The organism is Xanthomonas sp. AC360 (assembly GCF_979258225.1).
This window is the reverse complement of the sequence record NZ_OZ409846.1, coordinates 110,036-135,712: the sequence shown is the minus strand read 5'-3', so window position 1 is coordinate 135,712 and position 25,677 is coordinate 110,036. Positions and strand designations below refer to the sequence as shown.

The window sequence follows — 25,677 nt, the reverse complement described above, 5'->3', positions numbered from 1 at the left end:
AGCCGAAAGCGCTGTGGTGGCGACACCGACAGTCGTCGGGCGACTCCCGACAGTGCGCAACGAATCGCTTCTGCAGAAATTACAACTGGGTAACAACTGGCTCATGGTGACGTAATCGAGCGCGCCCAGGATGCGCAACATGATCACTTCAACCACCCCCGCTGGTTTTTGCTCCCGCCATGGATTTGCCAGTGCCAGCCTGGTCGAGGCCACGCACGCACAGCGCCAGGAGGTGGAACGTTTATCTCTGGGGTCTATCTGCGTCGCTATGGCGCGCAGCTGCGCAGCTTCTTGCCGCAGCTGCTGGCCTATCGCGATACCAATGGAGTGCTGCTGGCGGCGGTAGGCGTGCGGCTTGGCAGTGCCGGTCGCCTGTTTGTGGAGCAATATCTGGATGGCCCGGCCGAGTCGGCGCTGGCTGGGCGGATGGCGGTGCCTGTCGCGCGCTCGGGTCTGGCCGAAGTCGGCAACTTCGCCGCGATCAGCTCCGGCAGTGCGCGCGCGCTGATCCCGCAGATGACCCATGCGCTGCATCACGCGGGCGTACGTTGGGTGTTGTTCACCGCAACCCGGACTTTGCGCAATACCTTCGATCGGCTGCAGCTGCAGCCGGTGGCCCTGGCGCCAGCGTTGCAGTCGCGTGTGAAAGACGACGGCACCGAGTGGGGCAGTTACTACGCCACCCATCCACAGGTCCTGTGCGGCGATGTCGTCGCCGGTCACGCGTTCCTGCTTGCGCGGCAGGCGCTGCATCCGCAGGCCGCGCGCTGGGGTGTCGAGACGACGCTTTGCCAGGCCGGAGTAGGCGCATGAGCGCGCGGTTCGCCGCGCTGCTCGGCGCCCTGCATGGTCATACGCCGCGGGTGCTGACCTCCGCAGGCAGCCTGGATGCGCAGGACCTGTCCGATGCCGTGGTGGGGCTGGCCGCACGCCTGCAGACAGCGGGGCTGACATGTGTCGCCAGCCGTCTGGACAACGGCCCGGGCTGGTTGATCCTGGATCTTGCGCTGCGCCTGATCGATGCGGTGCACGTACCGTTGCCGACGTTCTTCTCAGATGCGCAGGTGGTGCACGCGTTGATGTCCAGCGGCGCGCAATGCGTCGTGACCGACGCGGCAGCCGCCGCGCCTCCAGGCACCCATGGCGCGATGGCGGCGCTGCAGTTCGATGCACTGCGCGCCTGGCGGGTGGAAGCGTTCGCGCAGACCATCGTGCTGCCGGCCGACACCGCCTGCATCACCTACACCTCAGGCACCACCGGCCGTCCCAAGGGCGTGTGTCTGTCGGCCGACAGCCTGTTGACGGTGGCCGGCGCGTTGGTGGATGCATCGGCCGCGATCTCGCCGCGTCGGCATCTGTGCCTGATGCCGTTGTCCACCTTGCTGGAAAACGTCGCCGGGCTCTACGCAACCTTGCTGTCCGGGGCGCAGGTCGCGCTGCCGTCGCTGGCGGAAATCGGCTACAGCGGCGCCAGCGGGCTGGATGTGCCGACGCTGCTGCGGTGCCTGCAGCGTTATCAACCGGAGAGCGTGATCCTGGTTCCGCAGTTGTTGTTGGCATTGGTCAGTGCGGCGGAGCAGGGCGTGGCGCTGCCTGCATCGTTGCGCTATATCGCCGTTGGCGGCGGCCACATCGGCCCGAGTCTGCTGGCGCGCGCCGCTGCGTTGGGCCTGCCGGTGTTCGAAGGCTATGGGCTGACCGAATGCGGCTCGGTGGTCTGTCTCAACCGTCCCGGCGCGCTGCGTCCAGGCAGCGTCGGGCAGCCGCTGGCGCACGCCCAGGTGCAGATCGTCGATGGCGAGATTCACATCGCCGGCGTGCGTGCGCTGGGCTATCTGGGCGAACAGCCTATGCCGTCGGGACCGGTGCGCACGGGCGATCTCGGGCGGGTGGACAGCGATGGGTTCGTCCATATCACGGGGCGGCGCAAACATGTCTTCATCACCGCGTTCGGTCGTAACGTCTCGCCAGAGTGGGTGGAAAGCGAATTGCTGCAGCATCCGTTGCTCGCCCAGGCAGTCGTCTGGGGCGAAGCGCAGGCCGACAACGTCGCGGTGCTGTGGCCGCGTCGTCCCGATACCAATGATGCGGCGCTCGCCCGGGCGCTGGCCGAGGTCAACGTCGGCTTGCCCGACTACGCACGCGTGGCGCGTTTTGTGCGCGCCGATGCTCCTTTCAGCGCACATGACGGCCTGCTCACGGCCAACGGCCGCCCCCGGCGCGACGCAATCCTGGCGCGCTACCAATCCGACGTCGATCGCAGCTATCGATGGCCGGCCACTGTTTCTCTCGGAGTTTCACCATGACCTTCTACACATCCCTGCTGGCGCAGACCCAGGCCGAGCGCGAACGCATGACGCAGGTGCCGATCATCCAGGCCGCACTCGTCGGGCAGATTGCGCGCGAGGATTACGTGGCGTTTCTCGCGCAGGCCTACCACCACGTGCGGCATACCGTGCCGCTGCTGATGGCCTGCGGCGCGCGGTTGCCGGCGCGGCTGGAATGGCTACGCGAAGCCATCGGCGAATACATCGAAGAAGAGATGGGCCATCAGGAGTGGATCCTGGACGATCTGGTGGCGTGCGGCCAGGCGCGTGAGGCGACCGTGCTCGCCGGGCCGTCGCTGGCAACCGAACTGATGGTCAGCTACGCCTACGACACCATCCAGCGCGGTAACCCGGTCGGTTTCTTCGGCATGGTGCTGGTGCTGGAAGGCACCAGCGTGGCATTGGCTACGCGCGCGGCCAATCAGATCGCCCAGTCGCTGGAATTGCCGCGCAACGCCTTCAGCTACCTGCTCTCGCATGGCGATCTGGATATCGAGCACGCCGGTTTCTTCGAAGGCCTGATGAATCGCCTCGACGACCCGCTCGACCAGCAAGCAGTCGTGTATGCGGCCAAGCGCTTCTACGTGTTGTACGGCGACCTGTTTCGCACCTTGCGCGCCGATGGCGTGCGTCTGGCGGAGGCTGCGTGATGGATCTTCGGGGCAGGTGCGTGATCCTCACCGGGGCCAGTGGCGGTATCGGCAGCGCGTTGTGCGCGCAGCTGGTCGAGGCGGGTGCGATGGTGGTGGCGGTCGGGCGCACGCCGGCGACCTTGCAGCGCCTGGCCGACATGCAGCCGGCTGGTCGCGTGCTGCCGGTAGCGGCGGATCTCGCCAGCGCAGCGGGCCGTGCGTTGCTGCTGACGCGGATACAAGCGCTGCAGCCCGCACCCTCGGTGCTGGTCCTTGCGCATGCGCAAAGCCACTTCGGGCTGTTGCAGGAGCAGGATCCGGCCGCCCTGGAGGCGTTGGTGCATTTGAACCTCACCGCGCCCATGCTGCTGGTGCAGGCGCTGCTGCCAGTCTTCCTGAGGCAGCCGGAAGCGGCGATGGTGGCGGTCGGTTCCACATTCGGCAGCATCGGTTTTGCCGGTTTCGCCGCCTATAGCGCGAGCAAATTCGGTTTGCGCGGGCTGTTCGAGGCCTTGGCCCGCGAACATGCAGATACGCAGGTGTGCTTTCAGTATCTGGCGCCGCGTGCCACTGCTACCAGCTTCAATCCTGCCGCTGTCGATGCGCTCAACGTGGCGTTGGGTACGGCCGTGGACCGGGCGGAGGATGTTGCGGCAGCGCTGTTGCAGTCGATTGTGCGTGGCGATGCGCGTCGGCAGTTGGGCTGGCCGGAAAAACTATTTGCCCGGCTCAACGGTGTGCTGCCCGAATTGGTGGACCGTGCGTTGCGCAAACAACTTCCCCTCATCCGCCGCCATGCGCAGCCCGGCAGCGTGGCGGCCACACAGGAGCTTTCGCATGAATCGCAATGACTGTCAGCTGCGCATCTTGGCCGCACTGGCGATGTGGGTGACGACCGGTGCCAGTTGGGCGGCCGGTCTGGCGCCGCAGGTGGCGCAGCTACAGGACCGCTGGGCGGTGATCGCCTACCAAACTCCCAAACCAGAGCGGGTTGCGGCGCTGGAAGCGCTTGCGCGGCAAGCCGAGCAGGTCCGTCATGCCTTGCCGGACGATGCCGATGCCTTGATCTGGGACGGCATCGTGCGCTCCAGTCTGGCAGGCGAAAAAGGCGGTCTGGGCGCATTGGCGCAGGTCAAACTCGCACGCACGGATTTCGAGGAGGCGATCAAGCGCGCACCGCGCGCGCTCGATGGCGCGGCCTACACCAGCCTGGGTGCGCTGTATTACCAGGTGCCTGGTTGGCCGGTCGGATTCGGCGACGACGCCAAGGCGCGCACCTTGTTGTATCAGGGTCTGGCGATCGATCCGGACGGACTCGATAGCAATTATTTTGTCGGCGATTTTCTGCGTGATCAAAAGGATTGGGCCGGTGCCGCAAAGGCCTTCGAGAAAGCCGCTGCTGCGGCGCCCAGACCAGGCCGGCAGATTGCCGATGCCGGCCGCCGCAAGGAGCTGGCCGCCAAGTTGGCAGATGTGCGCGCGCAGCTTGCCAAGCACTGAGCCGCCTTACAGACTGCTTCACATGCGCATCTTGTTGGTCGAAGACGATCTTTCGCTGGGCGAAGGCATCCGCACCGCCTTGCGGCGCGCCGCCTATGCGGTGGACTGGGTACATGACGGTGTCAGTGCGTTGATGGCCTTGCAGGAAGACACCCTGGACCTGGTGATCCTGGACCTGGGGTTGCCGCGCATGGATGGGATCGAGGTCATTCGCACCGCCCGCGCCCGCGCGCTGGATACGCCGATCCTGGTGCTCAGCGCACGCGAGCGCGCCGCCGATCGTGCGCTGGGCCTGGATGTGGGCGCCGACGATTACCTTGGCAAGCCCTTTGATATCAACGAGCTGCTGGCGCGAACGCGCGCACTGCTGCGACGTGCAGCCGGGCGTGCGCAACCCACCTTGCAGGCCGGCGCGCTGCGGCTGGATCCGGCCGCGATGTCGGTGCGCTGGCACGGCCGCGATCTGGATCTGACCCGACGCGAATTCGCCCTGCTTTGGCTGCTGATGGAGCAGCACGGTCGGCCGATCGGACGCGAACGCATCCAGCAACATCTCTATGGATGGGACGAAGACGTCGCAAGCAATGCAGTGGACGTGCACGTGCATCAGCTGCGTCGAAAACTCTCGCCAGCGCTGATCCGTACCGTGCGCGGCATCGGTTACGCGCTCGACGAACAGGCCGCCCAGGCCGCCGCCGTGCCGCCGCAATGAATTCGATCCGTCGCGTGCTGTTGCTGGCCTTGCTCGGCGTTTTGTCGTTGCTGATGTTGGCTGCAGCCGGGTTCAGCTATCGCGCCGGCTTGCAGGAAGCTGGCGAAATGTTCGATGCACGCCTGGTGCAATCGGCGCGCGTGCTGGTGTCATTGGTCGATGAGCCCTTGGGCGATCTGCCGCAGGGCGAGCCGATCGTGATCCGTGGATGGCACGGGCAGGCGCAAGGCGTGGGTGAAGCGCTGGCGTTCAAGGATGGCCATGCCTACGAAACCAAACTGGCGTTTCAGGTGCGCAATGCGGGCGGCGCGTTGCTGTTGCGCTCTGACAGTGCGCCCGCGCAGGCAATGGCGCCGCTGCACCCCGGCTATGCAGATGTGCAACTGCCCGATGGGCAATGGCGTACGTTTACGTTGCACTCGGCGGGTGGGCGTTGGTTTCAATCGGCCGAACGCGCCGACATCCGCGAAGAGCTTGCCGAAGATATTGCGCTGGGCACGTTATTGCCGTTGCTGATGGCATTGCCGTTGATGGCGCTGTTGATCTGGGCCGTGGTGAACTGGGCCACGCGCTCGCTGGTACGGGTCTCCGACGAGATTGGCGAACGCGACCCGAAGCGCCTGCAGCCGCTGCAGCCGCAGCACATGCCGCGCGAAGTGCATGGCTTGGTACGTGCGGTCAACGGGTTGATGGACCGCGTGCAGGAAGGGTTGGAGCGCGAACGTCGCTTTATCGCCGATGCTGCGCACGAACTGCGCACACCGATTGCGGCGTTGAAAGTACATGCGGCCAATCTGCGCCTGGCCGCCGACGCGCAGGAACGTGACGAATCGCAACAGCAACTCGATGCCAATGTGCTCCGCATCGAGCGCATGGTGGCGCAATTGCTTGCCTTGAGTCGGGTCGAAGCAGTGACTGCCTTGCCACGTCGCAGCGTGAGCCTGGACACCTTGGTGCGCAGCGAATCCGAAGACGTGTTGGCGGTTGCGTTGCAGCGACAGCAAGAAGTGGAATTGGCACTGCAGCCGGTGCTGGTGCTCGCAGACGAATTCGCACTGTCGCTGCTATTGCGCAACCTGCTGGAAAACGCGGTGCGCTACACACCGCCGGGTGGCCGCATCCGGATCAGCACACACGCCGAACCGGTGCCGACGTTGGTCGTGGAAGATTCCGGACCGGGTATCCCGGAAGCTGCGCGCGGACGTGTCTTCGACCGCTTCCATCGAGAGCTGGGTACCGGCGTGGAAGGCAGCGGCCTGGGTCTTTCGATCGTGCAGGACATTGCCCAGGCGCACGCAGCACAGGTCCATCTGGACGACGCGCCAACGCTAGGCGGCTTGCGTGTCAGTGTGCGATTTGTGGACACTTCCGCCGACTGAAGTATCCGGGTGTTGCGCCGTGCGTCTGGCTTGGGATCCACGGCCGGTGCCCCGTGCGTTTCGCAGAGAGTGCCGAAATAGCGGCTCGCCGCAGCCATGTGGTGGGCATGTTGCGGAGCGTCGAGGCGCATACGCAGACACCTGCCCACAGGCATGCCAAAAAATTGCAGTGCAGGCAAAGCCGGCGCTGGTGGATACCGCAAAACCTACGAGTCGCGCTTGACAAGGCGTTCGTTCACAGCTGTAATCGATAAAAATTACGGATGTAATCGCATGTCGATCAGCGATGCGGAAGCGGTGGTGATGCAGGTGCTCTGGGACCGGGCGCCGCGAACGGCCGACGAGGTGGTTGCTGCGTTGGCGCAGACCCATTGGGCCGAGCCAACCGTCAAGACCTTGCTCAACCGGTTGCTCAACAAGGGCGCCATCGCAGCGCAAAAAGAGGGGCGCAAATATCTCTACACGCCGCTGTTGCAGCGCGACCACTGGGTGCAGCAACAAAGCGAAGGGCTGCTGCAACGTCTGTTCGGTGGGCGGGTTGCGCCACTGGTGGCGCACTTCAGCGAACGCGGAAAGCTCAGCGCCTCCGACATTGCCGAATTGAAGCGTCTGCTCAAGGAACTGGACGATGAGCCCTGATGCGCTGATGTGGCTGCGCGCCACGCTATACACCACGATTGCGTTGCTGGCGTGTCTACTGCTGCGCCGTTCGCTGCGCACCTGGCTGGGCGCCACGGCAGCCTATGCACTTTGGGCGAGCGTGCCGCTCGCGTTGCTGGCGGCGGTGCTGCCTGGCCCGCCAGTGGGTGCGGTGGTAGTGCAGCTGCCGGCGCTGGCTGCCATCCCGTTCGCATCGGATGCCGGCACTGGCGCGCCAGGTGTGCAGCAATGGCTGATCGCAGTGTGGCTGGCGGGCGCCGTACTGAGCGCGGTCATCATGTGGCGTGGCCAGCGGCGCTTCATGCGCAGTCTCGGCCCGCTGCATGCGTTGGACAAGACGCTGTGGCTGGCCACGCATGATGTCGGTCTGCCGGCCTCGCTCGGACTCTGGCGTCCGCGGATTGTGCTGCCGATGGATTTCACCACGCGCTACAGCGCCGACGAGCGTGCGTTGATCCTGGCCCACGAGCGCTTGCATCTGCGCCGTGGCGATCTGCATGCCAACCTGCTGGCGACCGTGCTGCTGTGCATCGGCTTGTTCAATCCGCTCCTGCATCTGGCGTGGCGTGCATTCCGGCTGGATCAGGAGCTGGCGTGCGATGCCGCCGTGCTTGCGCGCCATCCGGACAAGCGTCGCAGCTATGCAGGGGCGATGCTCAAATGCCAACTGGGCGACAGATGGTCGCCGTTGGCGTGCCACTGGGCCGCGATGCATCCGTTGACGCAACGCATTGCCGCGCTACGTGCGCCTGCGCTGGAGGTGCGCCGTGCACGGTGGAACGTGCGCATGGTGGTCTCGCTTGTGACCGTCGCCAGTCTTGCCTGTTGGGTCATCCAGCCTGCGCGTCTGAGCGCGACACCGACGCCAGGCAATGCAGTGGATTTCAGCACGATGCCGCCGCCCCGCTATCCAGCCGAAGCGATCGCTGCAAACCTTGCAGGCCTTGTCGAGTTGCAGATCGACGTCAGCCCAAGCGGCGCACCCGACCACGTCGTGATCGTGCACAGCCAGCCAGCCGGAGTATTCGATCAGGCCGTGCTAGAGGCAGCGCGTCACTGGCACTTCAAGCCCGCGATTGCAGACGGCAAGCCAGTAGCTTCCCGGGTACGCGTGCCGGTCCGGTTTGAGCTGGATCCGCCGGAACAGGCGGGTGCATCCAGCGCTGTTGGCGGCGACCAGCGCCTTGCGTCGCAATCCAGTCGCACCGATGACTGCGTGGCATCCGCAGGATGCGCAAAACAAGTGACACCGCAATGAAGTACGGTCTGGCATGGTGCAGCGTCGTCGCTCTGAGTCTGTGCGGATGTGCAACGCAGCGCATGGCGGAGCAGGAGCGTAGCCAGCGTGAGGATTCGGTAGATCAACGCATGCTGCCGCCGCAATCAGGTGGTGGTGGCGCTGCTACGATAGCCTCGTACACGCTGGCGGAAACGCAGCGGTTTCGCATGCCGCGTGCCTTGCGCAGCGAGGCGCCGGTGTTGCCGGCCGATTCGCCACGTCAGACCTTGCCGCCAACCACGGTCTGCGCGCACGTGATTCTTGCCGACGACGGTGCAGTGCAGCGCGTGGATCCCCTGTCCGATCGCGACGAGTGCGTGGCCGGGCGACTGCCGGAGAACGCCGACCTGCTGCAGGCCGTGCGCACAACCGTGCAGCACTGGCAATTCGTGCCGGCCGCACTGTGCACGTATGCACCGGGTGTCGCACAGCCTGCGGCACTGGATGATTGCAGCGGCGCGACGCATGAAGAACCCGTACCTGTGACGTTGTCGTTCGCGTTTACCTTCGAAGTGCGGCAGGGCAAGGTGAGCGTGCGTACCGGCAAGGTTGCGCAATGAAGGGGCGTGATTGCGACGCTTGATTTCGGCGTGCGTGGTGACAGCTGTCGCGCAGCAGTGATGTTCAAGCGGTCATCCTATAGGCGCTGGTTTGGCCAAGAGCCGCTAACAAAACGACTGCGCTCACCGCCGCGAGCGCGTCCGGTGCTCGGTGCGGCATGTGCCACGCGTACACTCCGGTTCCTCCGCGCCGTCCACGCCCACCTGACGACTGCTCGCTACGTTCTATCGGCCGCTCTATGGCGCGGCAATCATCCACAACGTGCAGGCGATAACTCGCGGATCACCGTGATGGGTGTCGGCTCAACACGAGTGCTTGCCGCATACAGCGGACAGTCCGCACCGCCGCCGTATCGCCCATCAACGTCTCACTCCAACACATGCACGCTGTCGGCAATGCGCTGCACTTCGTCCGGATTGTGGCTGACGTACAGCATCGGCAGACGGATCTCGTCGCGCACGCGCTGCAGGTAAGGAATCAATTCTTCGCGGCGCGCCTGGTCCATTGCGGACAACGGTTCGTCGAACAACAGGATGGCCGGTTGCGACAACAAGGCGCGGCCGATGGCCACACGCTGCGCCTCACCACCGGACAGGTTGCGCGGGCGGCGATGCAGCAGCGGGCCGATGCCGAGCAAGGCCACCACGTCGTCGAATCCGAACGGCGCCGCACCGCGTGCATGCCGACCGTAGTGCAGGTTGCGCCGCACATCCAGATGCGGGAACAGCCGCGCATCCTGAAACACATAGCCAATGCTGCGTCGATGCGTCGGCACGTCCACGCCCAGCGCGTGATCGAATAGACAGCGCCCATCGATGCGGATATGCCCGGCGTGCGGACGCACCAGGCCGGCAATCGCATTGAGCACGCTGGTCTTGCCAGCACCGGAAGGGCCCACCAATGCCACCACGCGTGCGTCGTCCTGGATACGGATACGCCGCTGAAAATGGCCGCGTTGCAGGTGCAGATCGAGATCCAGCATCAATCGTCCTCGCGTCGGTACTGTCTGCGCACCAACCACTCGGACAACAACAACGCCGCCAGCGAGATCGCCAGCGCCACGCCGGCCAGGCGCCATACGCCCGATTCCATGCCCGGCACCTGCATCAAGCCGTAGATGGCTGAGGACAGCGTCTGCGTCTCGCCGGGGATATTCGACACGAAGGTGATTGTGGCGCCGAATTCGCCAAGCGCCTTGGCGAACGCCAGCACCATGCCGGCCACCAGACCCGGCCACGCCAGCGGCAGAGTGATGCTGAAAAACACCCGCCACGGGCCAGCGCCAAGGGTTGCGGCGGCCGCTTCCAGGCGGCGGTCGGTGGCTTCGATCGACAGCCGGATCGCGCGCACCATCAACGGGAATCCCATCACCGCGCAGGCCAATGCTGCACCGGTCCAGCGAAACGCAAACTGCATACCGAGGTGTTCCAGCAGCCAGCTGCCGATCGGCCCCTGTGTGCCCAGCATCACCAGCAATGCATACCCGGTGACCACCGGCGGCATCACCAGCGGCAGATGCAGCAATGCGTCCAGCAGCGCCTTGCCCGGAAACCGGCGCCGCGCCAGCAGCCAGCCGCAGGCGATGCCCGGCGGCAGGCTGGCAATGGCGGCAACCAGCGCGACCTTCAGGCTCAGGCCGATCGCGGTGACTTCTTCAGCGGTGAACATCGACAGGCGGCGTGCCTCAATCCGTCAACGAAAAGCCGCGACGCACGAAGATCGCCTTGGCCGGCTTGCTGCTCAGCCACTGCACGAATTTGGCGGCATCGGGCGTGCTGCTGTTTTTCAGGACCGCCACCGGATACACGATGGCGTCGTGGCTGTCTGCGGGGAAGGTGGCGACCACGCGCACCTTGGGGTCGGCGCGTGCGTCCGAGCCATAGACGATGCCCAGCGGCGCTTCGCCGCGCGAGACCAGCATCAGCGCGGCACGCACGCTCTCCGATTCGGCCAGGCGGTTGCTCAGCCCATCCCACTGGCCCAGTTTGCGCAGCGAGGCGGCGGCGTATTTGCCGGCCGGCACGCTGTTGGTCTGGCCCACTGCCAGGCGTCCATTCTCGCCAAGCGCCTTGACGATGGCGCCGGGTGTGCGTGGATCCACCCGCACCTTACTGGTGGCCGGTGCGATCAGCACCAGCGTATTGCCGAGCAGGTTGCGGCGCTGCGCCGGCACGACCAGGCCGCGCTGCTGCAGGTAGTCCATCCATTCCAGGTCGGCCGAGAAAAACACATCCGCCGGTGCGCCTTGTTCGATCTGCCGCGCCAATGCGGAACTCGCCGCATACGACACCCGCACCGGCGTGCCGGAGGCTTTTTCGTAAGCGGCGGCGGCCTCGTCCATCGACTCCTTGAGGCTGGCGGCAGCGAATACGGTGACCGGCGGCGTCTGCGCAGCGGCCAGGACGGGCAAAGCGAGCATCAACGCACACAGGGCGCGCTGCCAGAAACCGATCGTTCGCATGGGAATGTCCAACCGAGGGAAGGCACCGATCATAGCGGCTGCGCCCGACCGGCGTGGCGAACGCCAACGGGCGCTACGGAGCCACGTCCTCGCAGCGGCCCGCCTGAAGGTTTGCCTGCAATGCCGGCCGGATCAGTTTCGGCTCGGGCAGGGTGGCGTCGCGTGCCTGCCGTTGGGTAACGAATGCTTCGACATCGACGCCATCGCGCACATGGACATTGCTGCGCCGCTGCTCACCAATGGTGGTCTGATGCGCCACTGCCCGGCCACCGGGGCCATAGTCATGGCAGACGAACACGCGGGTATCGTCGGCAAGCGCGTACAGGCGCTGGATCGATGCGTACAGTTGCCGCGCATCGCCGCCAGGAAAGTCGCAGCGCGCCGTACCCGCGTCGGGCATGAACAACGAATCGCCGGGAAACAGCGCATCGCCGATCAGATACGCAATGCTGTCGCTGGTGTGCCCGGGCACCGCGATGACGCGTACCTCGATGCCGCCAAGCAGAAAGCGTTCGTCATCGGCAAACAGATGGTCGAACTGCGAGCCATCGGCGCGAAAGCCCCGCGGTAATGCATAGCGCGGCGCCAGCGTCTGCTGCACCTGGCAAATTCCCTCGCCGATCCCGACCCGCGCCTGGGGCCACTGTTGCTTCAACCACTGCGCGGCCGACAGATGATCGGCATGCGCGTGGGTTTCCAGCAACCAGTGCACGTGCCAGCCGCGTTGCCGGATGGCATCGACGATGGCCTGCGCGGCGTGGCTCCCGATGGTGCCGGTGTCCGCTGCGTAGTCCAGGGCCGGGTCGATCACCGCCGCCGCGCCGGACGCCGCATCGGCGACCACGTAGGTGAAGGTGTTGCTGTCGGCATGGAAGAACGCAAGAACCTCGGGCTGCATCACTGTCTCCGCCTCAGGGTGTGGCCAGCGCTGCATTGAGCACGGCGGCCAGTCGATCGCCTGCCAGCCGCAACTGCGTCTCGGCAATCGGACGATAGGTGGCGATGTAGCTGGCCGGCAACACGTGCGCTGCCGGGTACACGCCCGGCGTGATGGCAATCTTGCACGACGCCTGCGCCCACGCCGCTGCCGGCGGCGGCAGCGCGGGAGAGACCGCCGTGGCCGCAGGCAGCGCCAGCAGGCGTTGCAGGTAGGCATCGTCGCTGAGGTGGCGATCGTTGAGCATGCCGCTATCCCACAGCGCATGCAGGTTGCTGCCCTGGCCATCGACCTGCAGCTGGAAATCGTTGCCGCCCTTGTCGTGCGCATAACCGGCGTGCATCGGCTGATGGATATCGCCGACAAAATGCACCACAAACTTCAATGCCTGACGACGCGCCTCCAGCGACTGGCGACGGTCGGCAAGCACGGCGGTCTGGCGGTCGAGTGCGGCGATCACGCAGTTGCCATCCGGGCAATCGCGCGCCGGCGCATAGCCGCAGTCGTGTTCGGCGAGGTTGACGTAATGCCACGGCCCCGAGCGCTTGCCCAGATCAGGATCGTGTTCGCGCAATTCATCGGCCCAGCTCGCGACCCCATGCAATGTCGGGTCTGGCTCGCCGGCAAGCAATTGCGCCACTTGCGCGCGCGCCTGCGGGCTCAATTCGGTTTCGGCAACGCGCGCCACCAGACGGTGGCCCTGCGGGCCCCAGGCGAATGCGGTGACGGGCTGGATGGCCGCGGTCAGCGCCACGGCAAGCACAACAAGAGAGGGGGAGAACGTCTTCATCCCCCGATTGTACGCAACCGTCCGGGACGGTTTGATGGCTGGTGTTGCCACGTCGCCGCGCATCAACGCGACGGCGGCAGCGCGATCAGTAATAGACCAGGTACGAGATACCATAGGTCAACGGATCGACCCGCGCCTTGCCAAGCCGCGCGCCGTTGAAATCGACATTGCTGCGCGAATCGGTCCAGCGTGCATCCACGCGCAGCCCGCTGCGGTCGTTGAAGATGAAGTCCACACCGACATGCGCGGTGGCGCCGACCGAGTCGCCAAACCGCAGCTCGCTATTGCCGAACGTCTGCTCGGTGTCTTCGCCCAGGAAGGTGGTGTAGTTGATGCCCACGCCCACGAACGGCGATACCGTGCCGTAGCCATTGATGTGGTACTGCAACAACACGCTGGGCGGCACCGACCAATAGCTGCCCACCTTGCCGACGCCTTCCAGCTCGAGATCGTGCTTGCCTGCCACGGCGGCATGCACCTCGATACCGAGATTGTTGCGGATGAAGTATTCGTAGGTGAACGACAGCGCGGGCGCGCCCTTGATCTCGGCGCGAGCGCCGCCGAAGTTGCCGCTGTCGGACTTGGGCGAGACATAGCCCGCGCCGTAGCCGGTCGTCCAGTGGCCGGCCGACTGTGCAAGCACGGGAGTGGCCGAAGCGGCCAGTGCGATGGCGAGGGCGGTGCGGATGAACATGCTCATGGAATCCCCGGTAGGTCGGACAGGCGTTCGACGTGACTAACCTGTCCGCAACTCCGGCGGTGGATGCACGTCCCTGGACGTCAAGTGTGCCAGAGATGCACCGCGCTTGCTGCTGTGACTTAGAGTGGCTAACAGAACCTAGCGAGCAGTCGTCAGGTGGGTGTGGACGGCGCGCTCAGAAGCGGCATCTACGCGTGGTACATGCCGCACCGAGCACAGGCCGCGCCCGACTGGCGGTGAGCACAGTCCTTTTGTTAGCTGCTCTTAGAACCGGTAGACGTACGCCGCGCCGTAGACCAGCGGGTCGATGTTGACCGTGCCGATGCGGGTGCCGTTGAGGCGTGCTTCGCTGTCGATGTCGATCCAGCGTGCATTGACGCGCAGCGCGCCGCGCTCGCTGAGCTTGAAGTCCAACCCGGCATGCAGAGCGAGGCCCCACGAATCGTCCAGTTCCAGCTGGCTGCCGGCCAACGCGCCGCGGGTGTCGGTGCTGAAGAACCGCGTGTAATTGATGCCGGCGCCGACAAACGGCGATACCTTGCCCTGGCTGTTGAAGTGGTACTGCAGCGACACTACCGGCGGCAGATGCTTGGTGCTACCGACGCGGCCCAGCCCACGCAGAGCGATGTCGTGCTCGAACGGCAGCGCTGCCAGTACCTCGATGCCCAGGTTGTCGGCGATGAAGTACTCCGCGGTAAAGGTCGGTTTGATGTCCTTGCCCACGTCCGCTTCGAGCGTGCCGCCGACCAGGCGGCCATTGTCGGATTTAGGAGCAACCTGGTGCGCGCCGACGGCAACGGTCCAGTCGCCTTTGGATTGAGCCAGTGCGGGGACGCTGGCAAGGCTGGCGGCCAGGCCGGCGAGCAGAAGGGTAGAGCGCATACGCATAGAGATTCTCGTTGTGTGCAGGGGTTGGACGAAGTCTTGTAGGTTTGCGCGGCTGCCGCCTTGATCCTGATCAAACCAAGGCCGCGACCCGCCGGGGCATCGCGATGCGGGTGGTCATGCGTGGACTGCAGCGTCGCTGCGCAATGGCAGCAACGCTGCGCGCCGTGGCGGTCATCGCATGCAGGTCGCAGGTCGGATGTGCAATGCGCTGCGGGCCGCGCCACCGTCGGCGGGGGAGGAGTGCCGACGGTGGCGCGCGGGAGGCCGCAGACAGCGGGCGGCGTACTCCGAGGCGCCCGCATTTACTTGGCCTTGGCGACCTGCGGCGCATCCACTTCCGGCATCGCCGAGCTGTGGTGGTTGATGATCAGCCACTTGCCGTCGCGCTTCTCGTAGACGAAGGTGTAGCGCGCCTGCACATCGCTCTTCTTGCCGCTCTTGTCGGTCAGCGTGAAGGTGTAGACGCCGGCATCCACCGCGCTGTCGTCATCGAGCACACGCACGGTGCGGTAATTGATCACGCCCTTGGGCTTTTTGGTCAGGAACATTTCGAAGTAGTTTTCGATCTGCTCGCGCGAGGCGCGCACTTCGTTGGAGACCGTCGGCAGCAGCACGCCGTCCGGTGCATACAGATCGGCCACCTTGTGCGGGTTGCCTGTCGCCAGTGCAGCGTTCCAGGTGTCGAACAGCGCGGCGACTTCGCGTGCTTCACCGTCGACGGGCAGCGCTGCCTTTTCGGTGTAATGCATCACGCCAGCGGCCAGCGCCGGGGTGGCAGCCAGAGCCAAAGCCAGAGAGAACAGGGTGCGACGCATGGGAATCTCCGTGTAGTTGATTGGGTGCCTCAGCAGGCAGAGCCAGTATCGAAATCCACGGAGCGCCGAAATGCTGCTGTTCGGCATATGCATGAATACGCTTCTCGGCGTATTTAGTTGAATTGTAAGTATTTGGAAAATAAAGCATATGTGTTGATTCGGTGCGTTGGATGACGCTTGGCCCCGATGACGCGATTTGCGCGTGGGACGCTGCAGGGGGGATCAGTGGACAAGGTCGGCGAGCAAGTCGCGACATCAAGCGCAACGCAGAACGCCGTGCGCCGGCGTCTGCCGAACTGGACAAGGGGCACCGCGGACGGGTTGAAGTCAGGCAATGACCGATCCCGAACCCCCGCCCACACGCAACAGCACGGCCGTCCAGAGAGGACGCTGTTAGAATGTCAGCCCCTTTCCATCCGCCGCGCTGTCGCGGCCGCAGGAGCTAGTGAACATGGCAATCAAGGTTGGCATCAACGGATTCGGTCGCATCGGACGCAACGTGCTGCGCTCTGCGGTGCAGAACTTCGCCAATGACATCGAGATCGTGGCCATCAATGACCTGCTCGAGCCCGACTACCTGGCCTACATGCTGCAGTACGACTCGGTGCACGGCCGCTTCAAGGCCGAGGTGTCGGTCGACGGCAACACCCTGATCGTCAACGGCAAGAAGATCCGCCTGACCCAGGAGCGCGACCCGGCCAACCTCAAATGGGATGCCGTGGGCGCCGACGTGGTGATCGAATCCACCGGCCTGTTCCTGACCAAGGAAACCGCGCAGAAGCATATCGACGCAGGCGCCAAGAAGGTGATCCTGTCGGCCCCGTCCAAGGACGACACACCGATGTTCGTTTACGGCGTCAACGACAAGACCTACAAGGGCGAGGCGATTGTCTCCAACGCCTCGTGCACCACCAACTGCCTGGCGCCGTTGGCCAAGGTCATCAACGACAAGTGGGGCATCAAGCGCGGCCTGATGACCACCGTGCACGCGGCCACGGCCACGCAGAAGACCGTGGACGGCCCATCGAACAAAGACTGGCGCGGTGGTCGCGGCATTCTGGAGAACATCATTCCGTCCTCCACTGGCGCTGCCAAGGCCGTGGGCGTGGTGATTCCCGAGCTCAACAAGAAGCTCACCGGCATGAGCTTTCGCGTGCCGACCTCGGACGTCTCGGTGGTCGACCTCACGGTCGAACTGGAAAAGCCGGCCACCTACGCCGAGATCTGCGCCGAAGTGAAGGCACAGAGCGAAGGCGCGCTGAAGGGCATCCTGGGCTATACCGAAGACAAGGTCGTGGCCACCGATTTCCGCGGCGAGACCTGCACCTCGGTGTTCGACGCCGACGCCGGCATCGCGCTGGACTCGACGTTCGTCAAGCTGGTGTCCTGGTACGACAACGAGTGGGGCTACTCCAACAAGTGTCTGGAAATGGTGCGCGTTGTTGCGAAGTAAGTTCTGAAGTCGTGCAAAAAACCCCGGCTAGTCCGGGGTTTTTTTATGGGCGTTTCGCTCGTTCCGGTGGCAGGGCCGGTGGGGCGTGGATGTAAAGCCGCAGGTGTCCCGAGACGTGTTGTCCGCCCCATGGCATGCGCAAGCTGCGCGGCTGGCTTTACTGCAAGATGCAGGCACCCGGTACGCGAGCCGCCTGCTTACCGTCCAGGTCGTCTTGGGCGCAGCGTCTTGTCGGGCGCTTATGCGCGGCGATGCCGACTTTCGTGCGCACGCCGAGTAGCATGGCGGCGCTAGAGTCGGCCGGATGCCGGCTAGGGGATAGGCGTTGGAAACGATAATCGTGCTGGTGGCCCTTGTGCTGCTCGCGGTGCCGGTGGGCGTGGTGATCGCGCTGGTGTGGATTGCCGGGCTGCGGCGGCGGGTGGATGCGCTGGAACAGCGGCTTGCGCACTGGCAGGCGGGGAATGTGCCTGCGGATGCAGCAGCGCGTGCGGCCGAGAGGCAGGCCTCTGCGCCGACAGACGCATGGGCGCAGCCGGGCGACACGTCCGCATTGAATACCTCCACTTCCGACGCGGCAGTACCTGACGCATTCGATTTGCCGAGTGCGTCGAGTCGCATTTCGCCGTCTGCGTCTGTGATGCAGACGCCACCAACACTGCCCGCAGACGCGCCTGCAGCGTCGGTAACCGGTCCAACAGCGGAAGTGCCGCCTGCGTCCGGCTGGCAAGCGCAATCGTCGCCGTCGGAGCCGCAAGGACTGCCACAGCAAGCGCAGGAATTGCCTGCGCTGCCAGCGCAACCGGACCCGATCACGCGCGCCATCGGCGCGGTGAAGCGCTGGTTCACCGAAGGCAATGTGCCGGTCAAGGTGGGCATGCTGGTGTTGCTGGCCGGCGTGGCGTCGTTGTTGAAGTACGCCAGCGATCAGGGCTGGATGCGCATGCCGGTCGAGCTGCGGTTGGCCGGCATCAGCGTGCTGGCGCTGGCCGGTCTGGTATTCGGCTGGAAGCAGCGGCTGCAGCGGCCCGGGTTTGCGTTGGCGTTGCAGGGCGGTGCGATCGGCGGCTTGTTGCTGACGGTGTTTGCGGCATTCAAGTTGTACAGCTTGCTGGGCGCCGGGCTGGCGATGGGCATCAGCGTGGTGCTGATTGCCGGCATGTGCGTGCTGGCGGTGGTGCAGGACTCGCGCACGTTGGCGGTATTGGGCGTGCTGGCCGGGTTTCTTGCGCCAATCTGGCTGTCCACCGGCAGCGGCAATCATGTCGGGCTGTTTTCGTATTACGCCGTGCTCAACGCCGGCATTGTGGCGATTGCGTGGACGCGGCCGTGGCGGGTGCTCAACCTGCTTGGATTTGCCTTTACCTTCGGCATCGGCACGCTGTGGGGCGCGCTGCAGTACACCCCTGCAAAATTCGCCAGCACCGAGCCGTTCTTGTTGCTGTTCTTCGCCATGTATGTCGCGATTCCGGTGCTGCATGCGCGGCGCGGCGACGGCAGCGCGGGCAAGCTCATCGATGGCAGCCTGCTGTTCGGCACGCCGTTGGTCGCCTTTGCGTTGCAGGCGCGTTTGCTGGAAGGCGATCGCCTGCCGTTGGCGTTGTGCGCCGTCGCCGTGGCGGCGTTGTATGCAGGTCTTGCGAGCTGGTTGCTGCGGCGTGCCTCCACACGTTTGCTGGGCCAGGCGCACGCGATGCTGGCCGTCGGATTTGCGACGCTGGCAGTGCCGTTGGCGTTGTCGGCGCGTGCCACCGCCAGCGTGTTCGCGCTGGAAGGCGTGGGGTTGTTGTGGCTGGGCCTGCGTCAGCAGCGACGCATTCCGCAGATCAGCGGTGTGGCCTTGCAGCTGCTGGCAGCGGTGGGCGTGGCCTTCGGTGTGGATGCGTGGCGTTACGACAGCGTGGCGGTGGCCAATGCCACCTGCATGAGCAGCTTGCTGATCGCCATTGCCGGTTGGGCCAGTGCCTGGTTCCTGCGCGATGCGGGTTATCGGCGGAGCGCGCTGGTGGCGTATCTGTGGGGGCTGGGCTGGTGGACCATGTGCGGGGTGCACGAAATCCTGCGCTTTGCCGGTGATCTGCGCAGCGAGCCGGATCTGTTGCTGGGCTTCGTCGCGTTCAGCGTGTGGCTGGCGGCCGAGGTGCACCGCCGTCGCCCTGCCGCTGCATTGGTGTGGACGGTCATGGCGGGTCTGGCGCTGGCCGCGCCGTTGGCGCTGTGGCAGAACCAGGCGCATACGCAGCCCTTCGCGCATTGGGGTGCTCTGGCCTGGCTGGCGTTTGCGCTGGCAGGCACGCGGGCGTTGTGGTGCCTGCGGATGCAGCCTGGCGCAGGCGCCTTGGTCGCGCAGTTCATCTGGTGGCTGTTGTGGCCGTCGGTGGTGTCGTTGGGTGCGGCCTGGCTGGCCGATGCGTTTGCGCTTGCCAACGGCTGGCGCTGCGCCTTGCTGGCGGTGCCGTGGCTTGCCGTGGCGACCGTGGGCTTGCTGCGCTGGCCGTGGCTGACCTGGCCGCAGGGGGCGCGCTTCGATCCTGCGCGCAGCGGGTTGCTGAGCTGCGTGTTCGCGGTGTTGGGGATCGGTTGGCTACTCGCATTGCTGGATCCGGTCAGCGCCGCGCCGCTGCCCTGGGTGCCCTTGCTCAACCCGGCCGAACTGGCGCAGCTGGCGGTGCTTGCCTTGGTCGCGCGCTGGGCGTGGTCGACGCACGCGCCGGCGATCCTGCAAGCTCGGCGCGTTACTGCGCTCGGTGTGCTGGGCTGGGTGTTGATCACCGGCAGCACCTTGCACAGCGTGCATCACTGGGGCGGTGTGCCTTGGAATGCCGCGTTGGTGGGCGCGACGGTGTCGCAGACCAGCCTGACCATCGTGTGGAGCGTGCTGGGTGTGCTGGGTTGGGTGGTCGGCTCGCGTCGCGGGCAGCGCGGACTGTGGCTGGGCGGTGCTTTGCTGATGGGCCTGGTGCTGGCCAAGTTGGTGCTGGTCGATCGCCAGCATCTGGGCAATCTGCTTGGCATCGGCTCGTTCATGGCCTACGGCCTGTTGTGTACGGTGGTGGGGTATCTGGCGCCGGCGCCGCCGCGTCCGGCGATTGAAGAGCGCGCTGTCGACGACGATGGCGCGGCAAAGGATCAGGCATGAGTACGAAACAGTGGGGATGGGTGCTGCTGGTGCCGCTGATGGCGCAGGCGGCCGATGTGCGGCAGGACTATCGGCAGCAGTGGCCGCTGCAGGTGGCCGGCTCCGACGCCGGTATGTATCAGCTGACCTTGAACGAAGCGGTCTACCGCAGCGCAGTCGATGCGGAATTAGGCGATGTCACGGTGATCGACGCGCGTGGCGAAGAGATGCCCACCGCGCCGCTGCCCGTCGCCGCTGCGCCATCCGCATCGCGTCGGCAGCGGTTGCCGTTGTTCGCATTGCCTGAAGGCGCTGCGCCCGCCAACGGCGATCTGCAGTTGATCGCCGAGCGCGATGCCAGCGGGGCAGTGCGGCGGCTGGAAGGGCGCTTTGCAACCGGTGCGCCAGCAGCGCCCGGCGTCGGTGGCAGCTGGTTGATCGACGCCAGCGCATTGCGCGATCGCCCGCGTGCGTTGTTGCTGGACTGGGAGGGCAATACGCCGGTGCAGGCGCAGCTGCGTGTGGAGGGCAGCGACGATCTGCGCGACTGGCGTGTGCTCGCTTCCGATGCAACAGTCATGGCCTTGGACAACCAGGCGCAGCGGCTGCAGCAACGCCGCATTGCGCTGGACGACGGCGCAAAATACCTGCGCATCGTGCCGGTATCGGGCAGCTTGCCGCCGTTGCGCGCGGTCGATGCGGAAGTGGATGGCGCGGTTGCGCCCACCCAACTGTCCTGGCTGGACTTGCAGGGCACTGCCCAGGACACCGGCGTGACCTATGTCGTGCCAGGTCGCTTTCCGATCACGCAGCTGGATGTGGGCGGCGGTGTGGCCGAGGCGGTGGAATGGATCGTGGAAAGCCGCGATGCCGACGATGCGCCATGGTCGCGTCGCGCCGGGCCATGGTTGGCGTATCGGCTTGGCAATGGCGCCTCGCCACCGCAGCTGTTGTCCGCGCCCGTGCGCGATCGTCAGTGGCGATTGGTGGCTGCCCAGGGCCGCAGCACCGCGGTGCCGACCTTGCGCGCGGGGTATCAACCGGAGCGATTGATGTTTCTTGCGCAGGGGCAGCCGCCGTATGCGCTCGTCGCTGGCAGCGCGCGCGTGCAACGTGGCGACGCGCCATTGGCCTCGATGCTGCAGGCGCTGCGGCAGCAGCGCGGGATGCAGTGGCAGCCCGTGCAGGCCAGCATGGCCGCGCAGGCACAGTCGCTTGCCGGCGATGCGGCACTGCAGCCGGCCGCCACGCCGCGCGACTGGAAACAATGGCTGCTCTGGGCGCTGCTGGTCGGTGGCGCCTTGCTGGTTGGCGGTTTTGCGGTCAGTCTGCTGCGCAAATCCGGCACGGAGCGGCCGCTGTAACGCCGCGCTGTCGCGCTGTCGCCAGCGGTGTGCAGGCGATGCGGGTTTGCCGCTTTGCTGCGAAGGCCGGACAATGGGTATCCCCCGTCGCCGAGGCAGCCGCATTGGCCGTCGTGTTCGACCGATCACAGTTGGCGCCATCCGCATATGCGGCAGTGCCCGTCCAGCGCACTGCCTTGTTGCGGTACGGCGCGCCGATCCCGACTCCTGATTGCCCAATCCCCGCCGCCAAGGCGGTCGCATTGCGCGTCGTCTCCGATCGACTGCCGTTGGTGTCGGCCGCAGTTGCAATGGCGGCATCTTTGCAAGGCGCTGCCCCGTCAAGGCGGCGCAGTAGCGTGATTTCCTCCGCGCACAGAGCGTGCACGCACGCGTCCAACGCAGGCGCGGCGCCGTGTACCAATCCTTAATCCCTAATCCCCAGACTTAGCGAGCCAAGCCCATGTCCATTGTCCGTATGACCGACCTCGATCTCTCCGGCAAGCGCGTGCTGATCCGCCAGGATCTCAACGTGCCGATCGACAACGGCCAGATCACCTCCGAGCAGCGCATCACCGCCTCGGTGCCCACCCTCAAGCTGGCGCTGGAAAAAGGCGCGGCGGTGATGGTCACCTCGCACCTGGGCCGCCCGAAGGAAGGCAGCTGGAGCGAAGAAGATTCGCTGGCGCCGGTCGCTGCGCGGCTGACCACCTTGCTGGGTGTCGAAGTCACCCTGGTGCGTAACTGGGTCGACGGTGTGGAGGTCGCGCCGGGCCAGGTGGTGCTGTTGGAAAACTGCCGCATGAATATCGGCGAGGGCAAGGACGACGAGACCCTGGCACGCAAATATGCCGCGCTGTGCGATGTGTTCGTCATGGATGCCTTTGGCACCGCGCATCGCGCGCAGGCGTCCACGCATGGTGTGATCCGCTTCGCGCCGGTGGCCGCCGGTGGCCCGCTGCTGATGGCCGAACTCGATGCGCTGGCCAAGGCGCTGGATAACCCGGCCAAGCCGCTGCTTGCGATTGTGGCCGGCAGCAAGGTTTCGACCAAGCTGGAGCTGCTCTCCAACCTGGTCAACAAGGTCGACCAGCTGATCGTCGGTGGCGGTATCGCCAACACCTTCATCGCCGCCGCCGGGTATGCGGTGGGCAAGTCCTTGAACGAGCCGGATCTGATTCCGACCGCCAACCAGATCGTGGCCGATGCCAAAACGCGCGGCGCCGAGATTCCGCTGCCCACCGACGTGGTCGTCGCCAAGCAGTTCCTGCCCGATGCGCAAGCCACGGTGAAGTCGCTCGATGCCGTGGAGGCGGACGATCTGATTCTCGACATCGGCCCGCAGACCGCGCAGCACTATGCCGAGATGATCGCCAATGCCGGCACGGTGGTGTGGAACGGGCCGGTCGGTGTGTTCGAATTCGAGCCCTTCAGCCACGGCACCGAAACCCTGGCACGCGCGATCGCCGCATCCAAGGCGTTTTCCATCGCCGGTGGCGGCGATACCCTGGCTGCGGTGGACAAGTACGACATCGCCAAAGACGTCACCTACATCTCCACCGGTGGCGGCGCGTTCCTGGAATTCTTGGAAGGCAAGACCTTGCCAGCCGTGGCCGCACTCGAGGCCCGCGGCAAGTGAGTGCAGCCACGCTGTTCTTCGATCTGGACGGCACGCTGGTGGATTCGGAACCGGGCATCGTCGCCAGCATCGTGCATGCCTTCGATGCCGTGGGCCAGCCGCGTCCATCGCCGCAGACCTTGCGTGCCTGGATCGGCCCGCCGTTGCGCGACAGCTTTACCGAGTGTTTTCCGCAGGATCCGGAGCTGGTGCAGCGCGCGCTGGGCCTCTACCGCGAGCGCTACGACGCGGTGGGCTGGACCGAACTCAGCGTGTTCGATGGCATCGGCGAGGTGGTCACCGGCCTGCAACGCGCCGGCCATCGCCTGGCCGTGGTCACCTCCAAGAACGAGCGTTACGCACGCCGTATCGTCGAGCACCTGCCGTTTGGTGCGTGCTTCGAGAATGTGATCGGTGCCAGCGAGGATGGCGAACGCCGCTTCAAGCCGGACCTGATCGCCGAAGCACTGCGCCGCCTTGAGATCGACAAGACCGGCTGCGTGATGATCGGCGACCGTCGCATGGATATCGATGGCGCCAATCACCACGGCATCCACAGCATCGGTGTGTTGTGGGGCTTCGGCGACGAGGCCGAACTGCGCACCGCAGGTGCCGGCGCGATTGCACACACCCCGGCGCAACTGACCCAGTTGATCCACGCGTGAGCGCTGCGCATCGGCGGTGGCGCTCGCTTGGTCGCCGCCGGCGCGCTGCGCAACGTGATGCAACAGATTGCTCTTCACTGCCACCGGGTTAGGGTGGCGACCGCATCGCGTTGCCCAGTGCAACGCGTGCGTAAACGGACGTACTGTCCCGCACTGTCTGTAAGACATGCCGGAATAACAGGGTGGCTATGCCGCAATGCCATCCTCGGTACGTGACGTGTGTGTTAAGTTTCGCGGCTTTTACAGGGAGGCCATCATGAAAGAACGTCAACGCCGCACCAAGATCCTCGCCACCCTCGGACCGGCAACGGACGCGCCCGGTGTGCTGGACGCTTTGTTCAAGGCGGGCGTCAACGTGGTGCGCCTCAACTTCAGCCACGGCGACCCGTCGGGCCAGGCCAAGCGCGCCGCCGAAGTGCGTGCCGCCGCTGCGCGCGCCGGTGCCGAAGTGGGCATCCTGGCCGACCTGCCGGGCCCGAAGATCCGTATCGAACGCTTTGCCGAAGGCAAGATCAAGCTGACCATGGGCGCGCGCTTCGACCTGGTGGCCGATGTCAATGCGCCGGCCGGCGACCAGAATCAGGTGGGCGTGAGCTACCTGGGTCTGCCGCAGGACGTGGTGGCCGGCGACGTGCTGCTGCTCGACGACGGCCTGGTGCAGTTGCAGGTCACCGACGTGCAAGGCGCGCGCATCGTCACCACCGTGCTCAACGATGGTGTGCTGTCCGACCGCAAGGGCTTGAACAAACAGGGCGGCGGCCTGTCGCTGGGCGCGCTCACCGAGCGCGACAAGGAGCTGATCGGTATCGTCGCCAAGATCGGCGTGGACTTCATTGCGGTGTCGTTCTGCCGCAATGCGCAGGACATGCACGACGCGCGTCAGATCGCCCAGCAGCACGGCTGCGATGCGCAGCTGGTGTCCAAGATCGAGCGCACCGAAGCCATCGAAAATCTGGTCGAAATCGTCGAAGCCTCCGATGTGGTGATGGTGGCGCGGGGCGATCTGGGCGTGGAAATCGGCGACGCCGAATTGCCGGGTCTGCAGAAGAAGATCATTCGCGAGTCGCTGGCGCAGAACAAGGTGGTGATCACCGCCACGCAGATGCTGCAGTCGATGGTCGAAAGCCCGATCCCGACCCGCGCCGAAGTGCTGGACGTGGCCAACGCGGTCATCGACGGCACCGATGCGGTGATGTTGTCGGCCGAAACCGCCGCCGGCGCCTATCCGGTGCGCGCGGTGGAAGCGATGGCACGCATCTGCCTGGGCGCCGAGCACCAGTTCGAATTCGACACCGACTTCGAAGCGGCGCAACGCAACCTGCAGCGCGCCGATCAGGCGATCGCCATGGCGACCATGTTCCTGTCCGAGCACATCGGCCTGGGCGGCGTGGTGGCGTTGACCGAATCCGGCGGCACGCCGCGCTTCCTGTCGCGCTTTCGCTCCAACATGCCGATCTACGCCTTCACCCGTCACGATGGCGCGCGTCGCCAGATGGCGATGATGCGCGGCGTGTTCCCGATCAGCTTCGACAGCCGCGGCCTGACCCCGCGCGAAGCCGCACGTGCGGCCATCCGCCTGCTGGTGGAAAACGAGCGCATGGGCCCGGGCGACCGCGTGGTGTTCACCAGCGGCGAGCACATGGAAATGCACGGCGCCACCAACACGCTGCGCCTGCTGGAAGTGGGCGAAGACGGCCGCGCCACCGGTCTGGGTGAGCTGTAACGCACTGCCGACCCGCCGCGGATGTCGATTGACGTCCGCGGCGGGTTGAGCAGCACGCATCCTGCACAGCGGCGGCCTTCGGGTCGCCGTTGTGCTGTGTGCGGTTCGGTGCGTCG

At 65.6% G+C, this 25,677-nt stretch carries 23 protein-coding genes, 2 other RNA genes and 1 pseudogene; 17 read left to right on the top strand and 9 right to left on the bottom strand.

Features of this window, described 5'->3' with window-relative positions:
- Positions 1 to 130 precede the first annotated feature (130 nt).
- The 11 genes and pseudogenes from ACZZ0O_RS00555 (at position 131) to ACZZ0O_RS00505 (ending at position 9,283) form a co-directional block, all read left to right on the top strand.
- Positions 131 to 813 (top strand): annotated as a pseudogene (locus tag ACZZ0O_RS00555) (thermostable hemolysin).
- On the top strand, positions 810 to 2,306 hold the full coding sequence (locus ACZZ0O_RS00550) for an AMP-binding protein (RefSeq protein WP_463591933.1): 1,497 nt from the start codon (positions 810 to 812) through the stop codon (positions 2,304 to 2,306). The pseudogene ACZZ0O_RS00555 and the gene ACZZ0O_RS00550 overlap by 4 nt, the downstream one beginning before the upstream one ends.
- Positions 2,303 to 2,977: a TenA family transcriptional regulator gene (locus ACZZ0O_RS00545; protein WP_463591932.1), complete on the top strand. Its 675-nt coding sequence runs from the start codon at positions 2,303 to 2,305 to the stop codon at positions 2,975 to 2,977. Before ACZZ0O_RS00550 ends, ACZZ0O_RS00545 begins: the two co-directional genes overlap by 4 nt.
- The gene (locus ACZZ0O_RS00540) at positions 2,977 to 3,810 is read left to right on the top strand and encodes an SDR family oxidoreductase (RefSeq protein ID WP_463592523.1); all 834 of its coding nucleotides are present in this window, start codon (positions 2,977 to 2,979) and stop codon (positions 3,808 to 3,810) included. Before ACZZ0O_RS00545 ends, ACZZ0O_RS00540 begins: the two co-directional genes overlap by 1 nt.
- Positions 3,797 to 4,459, top strand: coding sequence for a hypothetical protein (locus ACZZ0O_RS00535; RefSeq protein ID WP_463591931.1), 663 nt, complete (start codon positions 3,797 to 3,799; stop codon positions 4,457 to 4,459). Before ACZZ0O_RS00540 ends, ACZZ0O_RS00535 begins: the two co-directional genes overlap by 14 nt.
- Positions 4,460 to 4,481: 22 nt before the next feature.
- On the top strand, positions 4,482 to 5,171 hold the full coding sequence (locus tag ACZZ0O_RS00530; RefSeq protein ID WP_323522269.1) for a response regulator transcription factor: 690 nt from the start codon (positions 4,482 to 4,484) through the stop codon (positions 5,169 to 5,171).
- Between the two features lie 17 nt (positions 5,172 to 5,188).
- Complete coding sequence (locus tag ACZZ0O_RS00525; RefSeq protein ID WP_463592522.1) at positions 5,189 to 6,550, top strand: ATP-binding protein; 1,362 nt, start codon at positions 5,189 to 5,191, stop codon at positions 6,548 to 6,550.
- Between the two features lie 273 nt (positions 6,551 to 6,823).
- The gene (locus ACZZ0O_RS00520) at positions 6,824 to 7,189 is read left to right on the top strand and encodes a BlaI/MecI/CopY family transcriptional regulator (protein WP_463591930.1); all 366 of its coding nucleotides are present in this window, start codon (positions 6,824 to 6,826) and stop codon (positions 7,187 to 7,189) included.
- The gene (locus ACZZ0O_RS00515) at positions 7,179 to 8,468 is read left to right on the top strand and encodes a TonB family protein (RefSeq protein WP_463591929.1); all 1,290 of its coding nucleotides are present in this window, start codon (positions 7,179 to 7,181) and stop codon (positions 8,466 to 8,468) included. The genes ACZZ0O_RS00520 and ACZZ0O_RS00515 overlap by 11 nt, the downstream gene beginning before the upstream one ends.
- On the top strand, positions 8,465 to 9,049 hold the full coding sequence (locus ACZZ0O_RS00510) for a hypothetical protein (RefSeq protein ID WP_463592521.1): 585 nt from the start codon (positions 8,465 to 8,467) through the stop codon (positions 9,047 to 9,049). Before ACZZ0O_RS00515 ends, ACZZ0O_RS00510 begins: the two co-directional genes overlap by 4 nt.
- A gap of 158 nt (positions 9,050 to 9,207) precedes the next feature.
- Positions 9,208 to 9,283, top strand: a non-coding RNA gene (locus ACZZ0O_RS00505) — sX9 sRNA.
- A gap of 134 nt (positions 9,284 to 9,417) precedes the next feature.
- Here ACZZ0O_RS00505 and ACZZ0O_RS00500 read toward each other — a convergent pair.
- The 9 genes from ACZZ0O_RS00500 to ACZZ0O_RS00460 form a co-directional block, all read right to left on the bottom strand.
- Complete coding sequence (locus tag ACZZ0O_RS00500; protein ID WP_463591928.1) at positions 9,418 to 10,032, bottom strand: molybdenum ABC transporter ATP-binding protein; 615 nt, start codon at positions 10,030 to 10,032, stop codon at positions 9,418 to 9,420.
- On the bottom strand, positions 10,032 to 10,718 hold the full coding sequence (modB, locus tag ACZZ0O_RS00495) for a molybdate ABC transporter permease subunit (protein WP_463591927.1): 687 nt from the start codon (positions 10,716 to 10,718) through the stop codon (positions 10,032 to 10,034). Before modB ends, ACZZ0O_RS00500 begins: the two co-directional genes overlap by 1 nt.
- Positions 10,719 to 10,734: 16 nt before the next feature.
- On the bottom strand, positions 10,735 to 11,511 hold the full coding sequence (gene modA, locus ACZZ0O_RS00490; protein ID WP_463591926.1) for a molybdate ABC transporter substrate-binding protein: 777 nt from the start codon (positions 11,509 to 11,511) through the stop codon (positions 10,735 to 10,737).
- Positions 11,512 to 11,584: 73 nt separating this feature from the next.
- Positions 11,585 to 12,409: an MBL fold metallo-hydrolase gene (locus tag ACZZ0O_RS00485; protein ID WP_463591925.1), complete on the bottom strand. Its 825-nt coding sequence runs from the start codon at positions 12,407 to 12,409 to the stop codon at positions 11,585 to 11,587.
- Positions 12,410 to 12,422: 13 nt separating this feature from the next.
- Positions 12,423 to 13,301, bottom strand: a complete 879-nt coding sequence (locus tag ACZZ0O_RS00480; protein ID WP_463591924.1) for a S1/P1 nuclease — start codon at positions 13,299 to 13,301, stop codon at positions 12,423 to 12,425.
- Positions 13,302 to 13,323: 22 nt separating this feature from the next.
- Complete coding sequence (locus ACZZ0O_RS00475; protein ID WP_463591923.1) at positions 13,324 to 13,938, bottom strand: OmpW/AlkL family protein; 615 nt, start codon at positions 13,936 to 13,938, stop codon at positions 13,324 to 13,326.
- Positions 13,939 to 14,064: 126 nt separating this feature from the next.
- Positions 14,065 to 14,141, bottom strand: a non-coding RNA gene (locus tag ACZZ0O_RS00470) — sX9 sRNA.
- Between the two features lie 61 nt (positions 14,142 to 14,202).
- Complete coding sequence (locus ACZZ0O_RS00465; protein ID WP_055848732.1) at positions 14,203 to 14,826, bottom strand: OmpW/AlkL family protein; 624 nt, start codon at positions 14,824 to 14,826, stop codon at positions 14,203 to 14,205.
- A 302-nt stretch (positions 14,827 to 15,128) separates the two neighbouring features.
- Positions 15,129 to 15,641 (bottom strand): calcium/calmodulin-dependent protein kinase type II, encoded by a 513-nt coding sequence (locus ACZZ0O_RS00460; RefSeq protein WP_311260603.1) that lies wholly within the window; start codon positions 15,639 to 15,641, stop codon positions 15,129 to 15,131.
- A gap of 451 nt (positions 15,642 to 16,092) precedes the next feature.
- Here ACZZ0O_RS00460 and gap point away from each other — a divergent pair, with 451 nt between their 5' ends.
- The 6 genes from gap to pyk all read left to right on the top strand — a co-directional run bounded on the left by gap (position 16,093) and on the right by pyk (position 25,561).
- Complete coding sequence (gene gap / locus ACZZ0O_RS00455; RefSeq protein ID WP_005988872.1) at positions 16,093 to 17,094, top strand: type I glyceraldehyde-3-phosphate dehydrogenase; 1,002 nt, start codon at positions 16,093 to 16,095, stop codon at positions 17,092 to 17,094.
- A 340-nt stretch (positions 17,095 to 17,434) separates the two neighbouring features.
- Positions 17,435 to 20,233: a DUF2339 domain-containing protein gene (locus ACZZ0O_RS00450; RefSeq protein WP_463591922.1), complete on the top strand. Its 2,799-nt coding sequence runs from the start codon at positions 17,435 to 17,437 to the stop codon at positions 20,231 to 20,233.
- A complete protein-coding gene (locus tag ACZZ0O_RS00445) occupies positions 20,230 to 21,576 on the top strand; it encodes a DUF3999 domain-containing protein (protein WP_463591921.1) in 1,347 nt (448 codons plus the stop codon). The genes ACZZ0O_RS00450 and ACZZ0O_RS00445 overlap by 4 nt, the downstream gene beginning before the upstream one ends.
- Before the next feature lie 442 nt (positions 21,577 to 22,018).
- Positions 22,019 to 23,194, top strand: coding sequence for a phosphoglycerate kinase (locus ACZZ0O_RS00440; protein WP_463591920.1), 1,176 nt, complete (start codon positions 22,019 to 22,021; stop codon positions 23,192 to 23,194).
- Positions 23,191 to 23,838 carry an HAD family hydrolase gene (locus tag ACZZ0O_RS00435; RefSeq protein ID WP_323516436.1) on the top strand — a complete coding sequence of 216 codons (648 nt, stop codon included), beginning with the start codon at positions 23,191 to 23,193 and terminating at the stop codon, positions 23,836 to 23,838. The genes ACZZ0O_RS00440 and ACZZ0O_RS00435 overlap by 4 nt, the downstream gene beginning before the upstream one ends.
- A gap of 256 nt (positions 23,839 to 24,094) precedes the next feature.
- Complete coding sequence (pyk, locus tag ACZZ0O_RS00430; protein ID WP_055848745.1) at positions 24,095 to 25,561, top strand: pyruvate kinase; 1,467 nt, start codon at positions 24,095 to 24,097, stop codon at positions 25,559 to 25,561.
- The last annotated feature ends 116 nt before the right edge of the window (positions 25,562 to 25,677 follow it).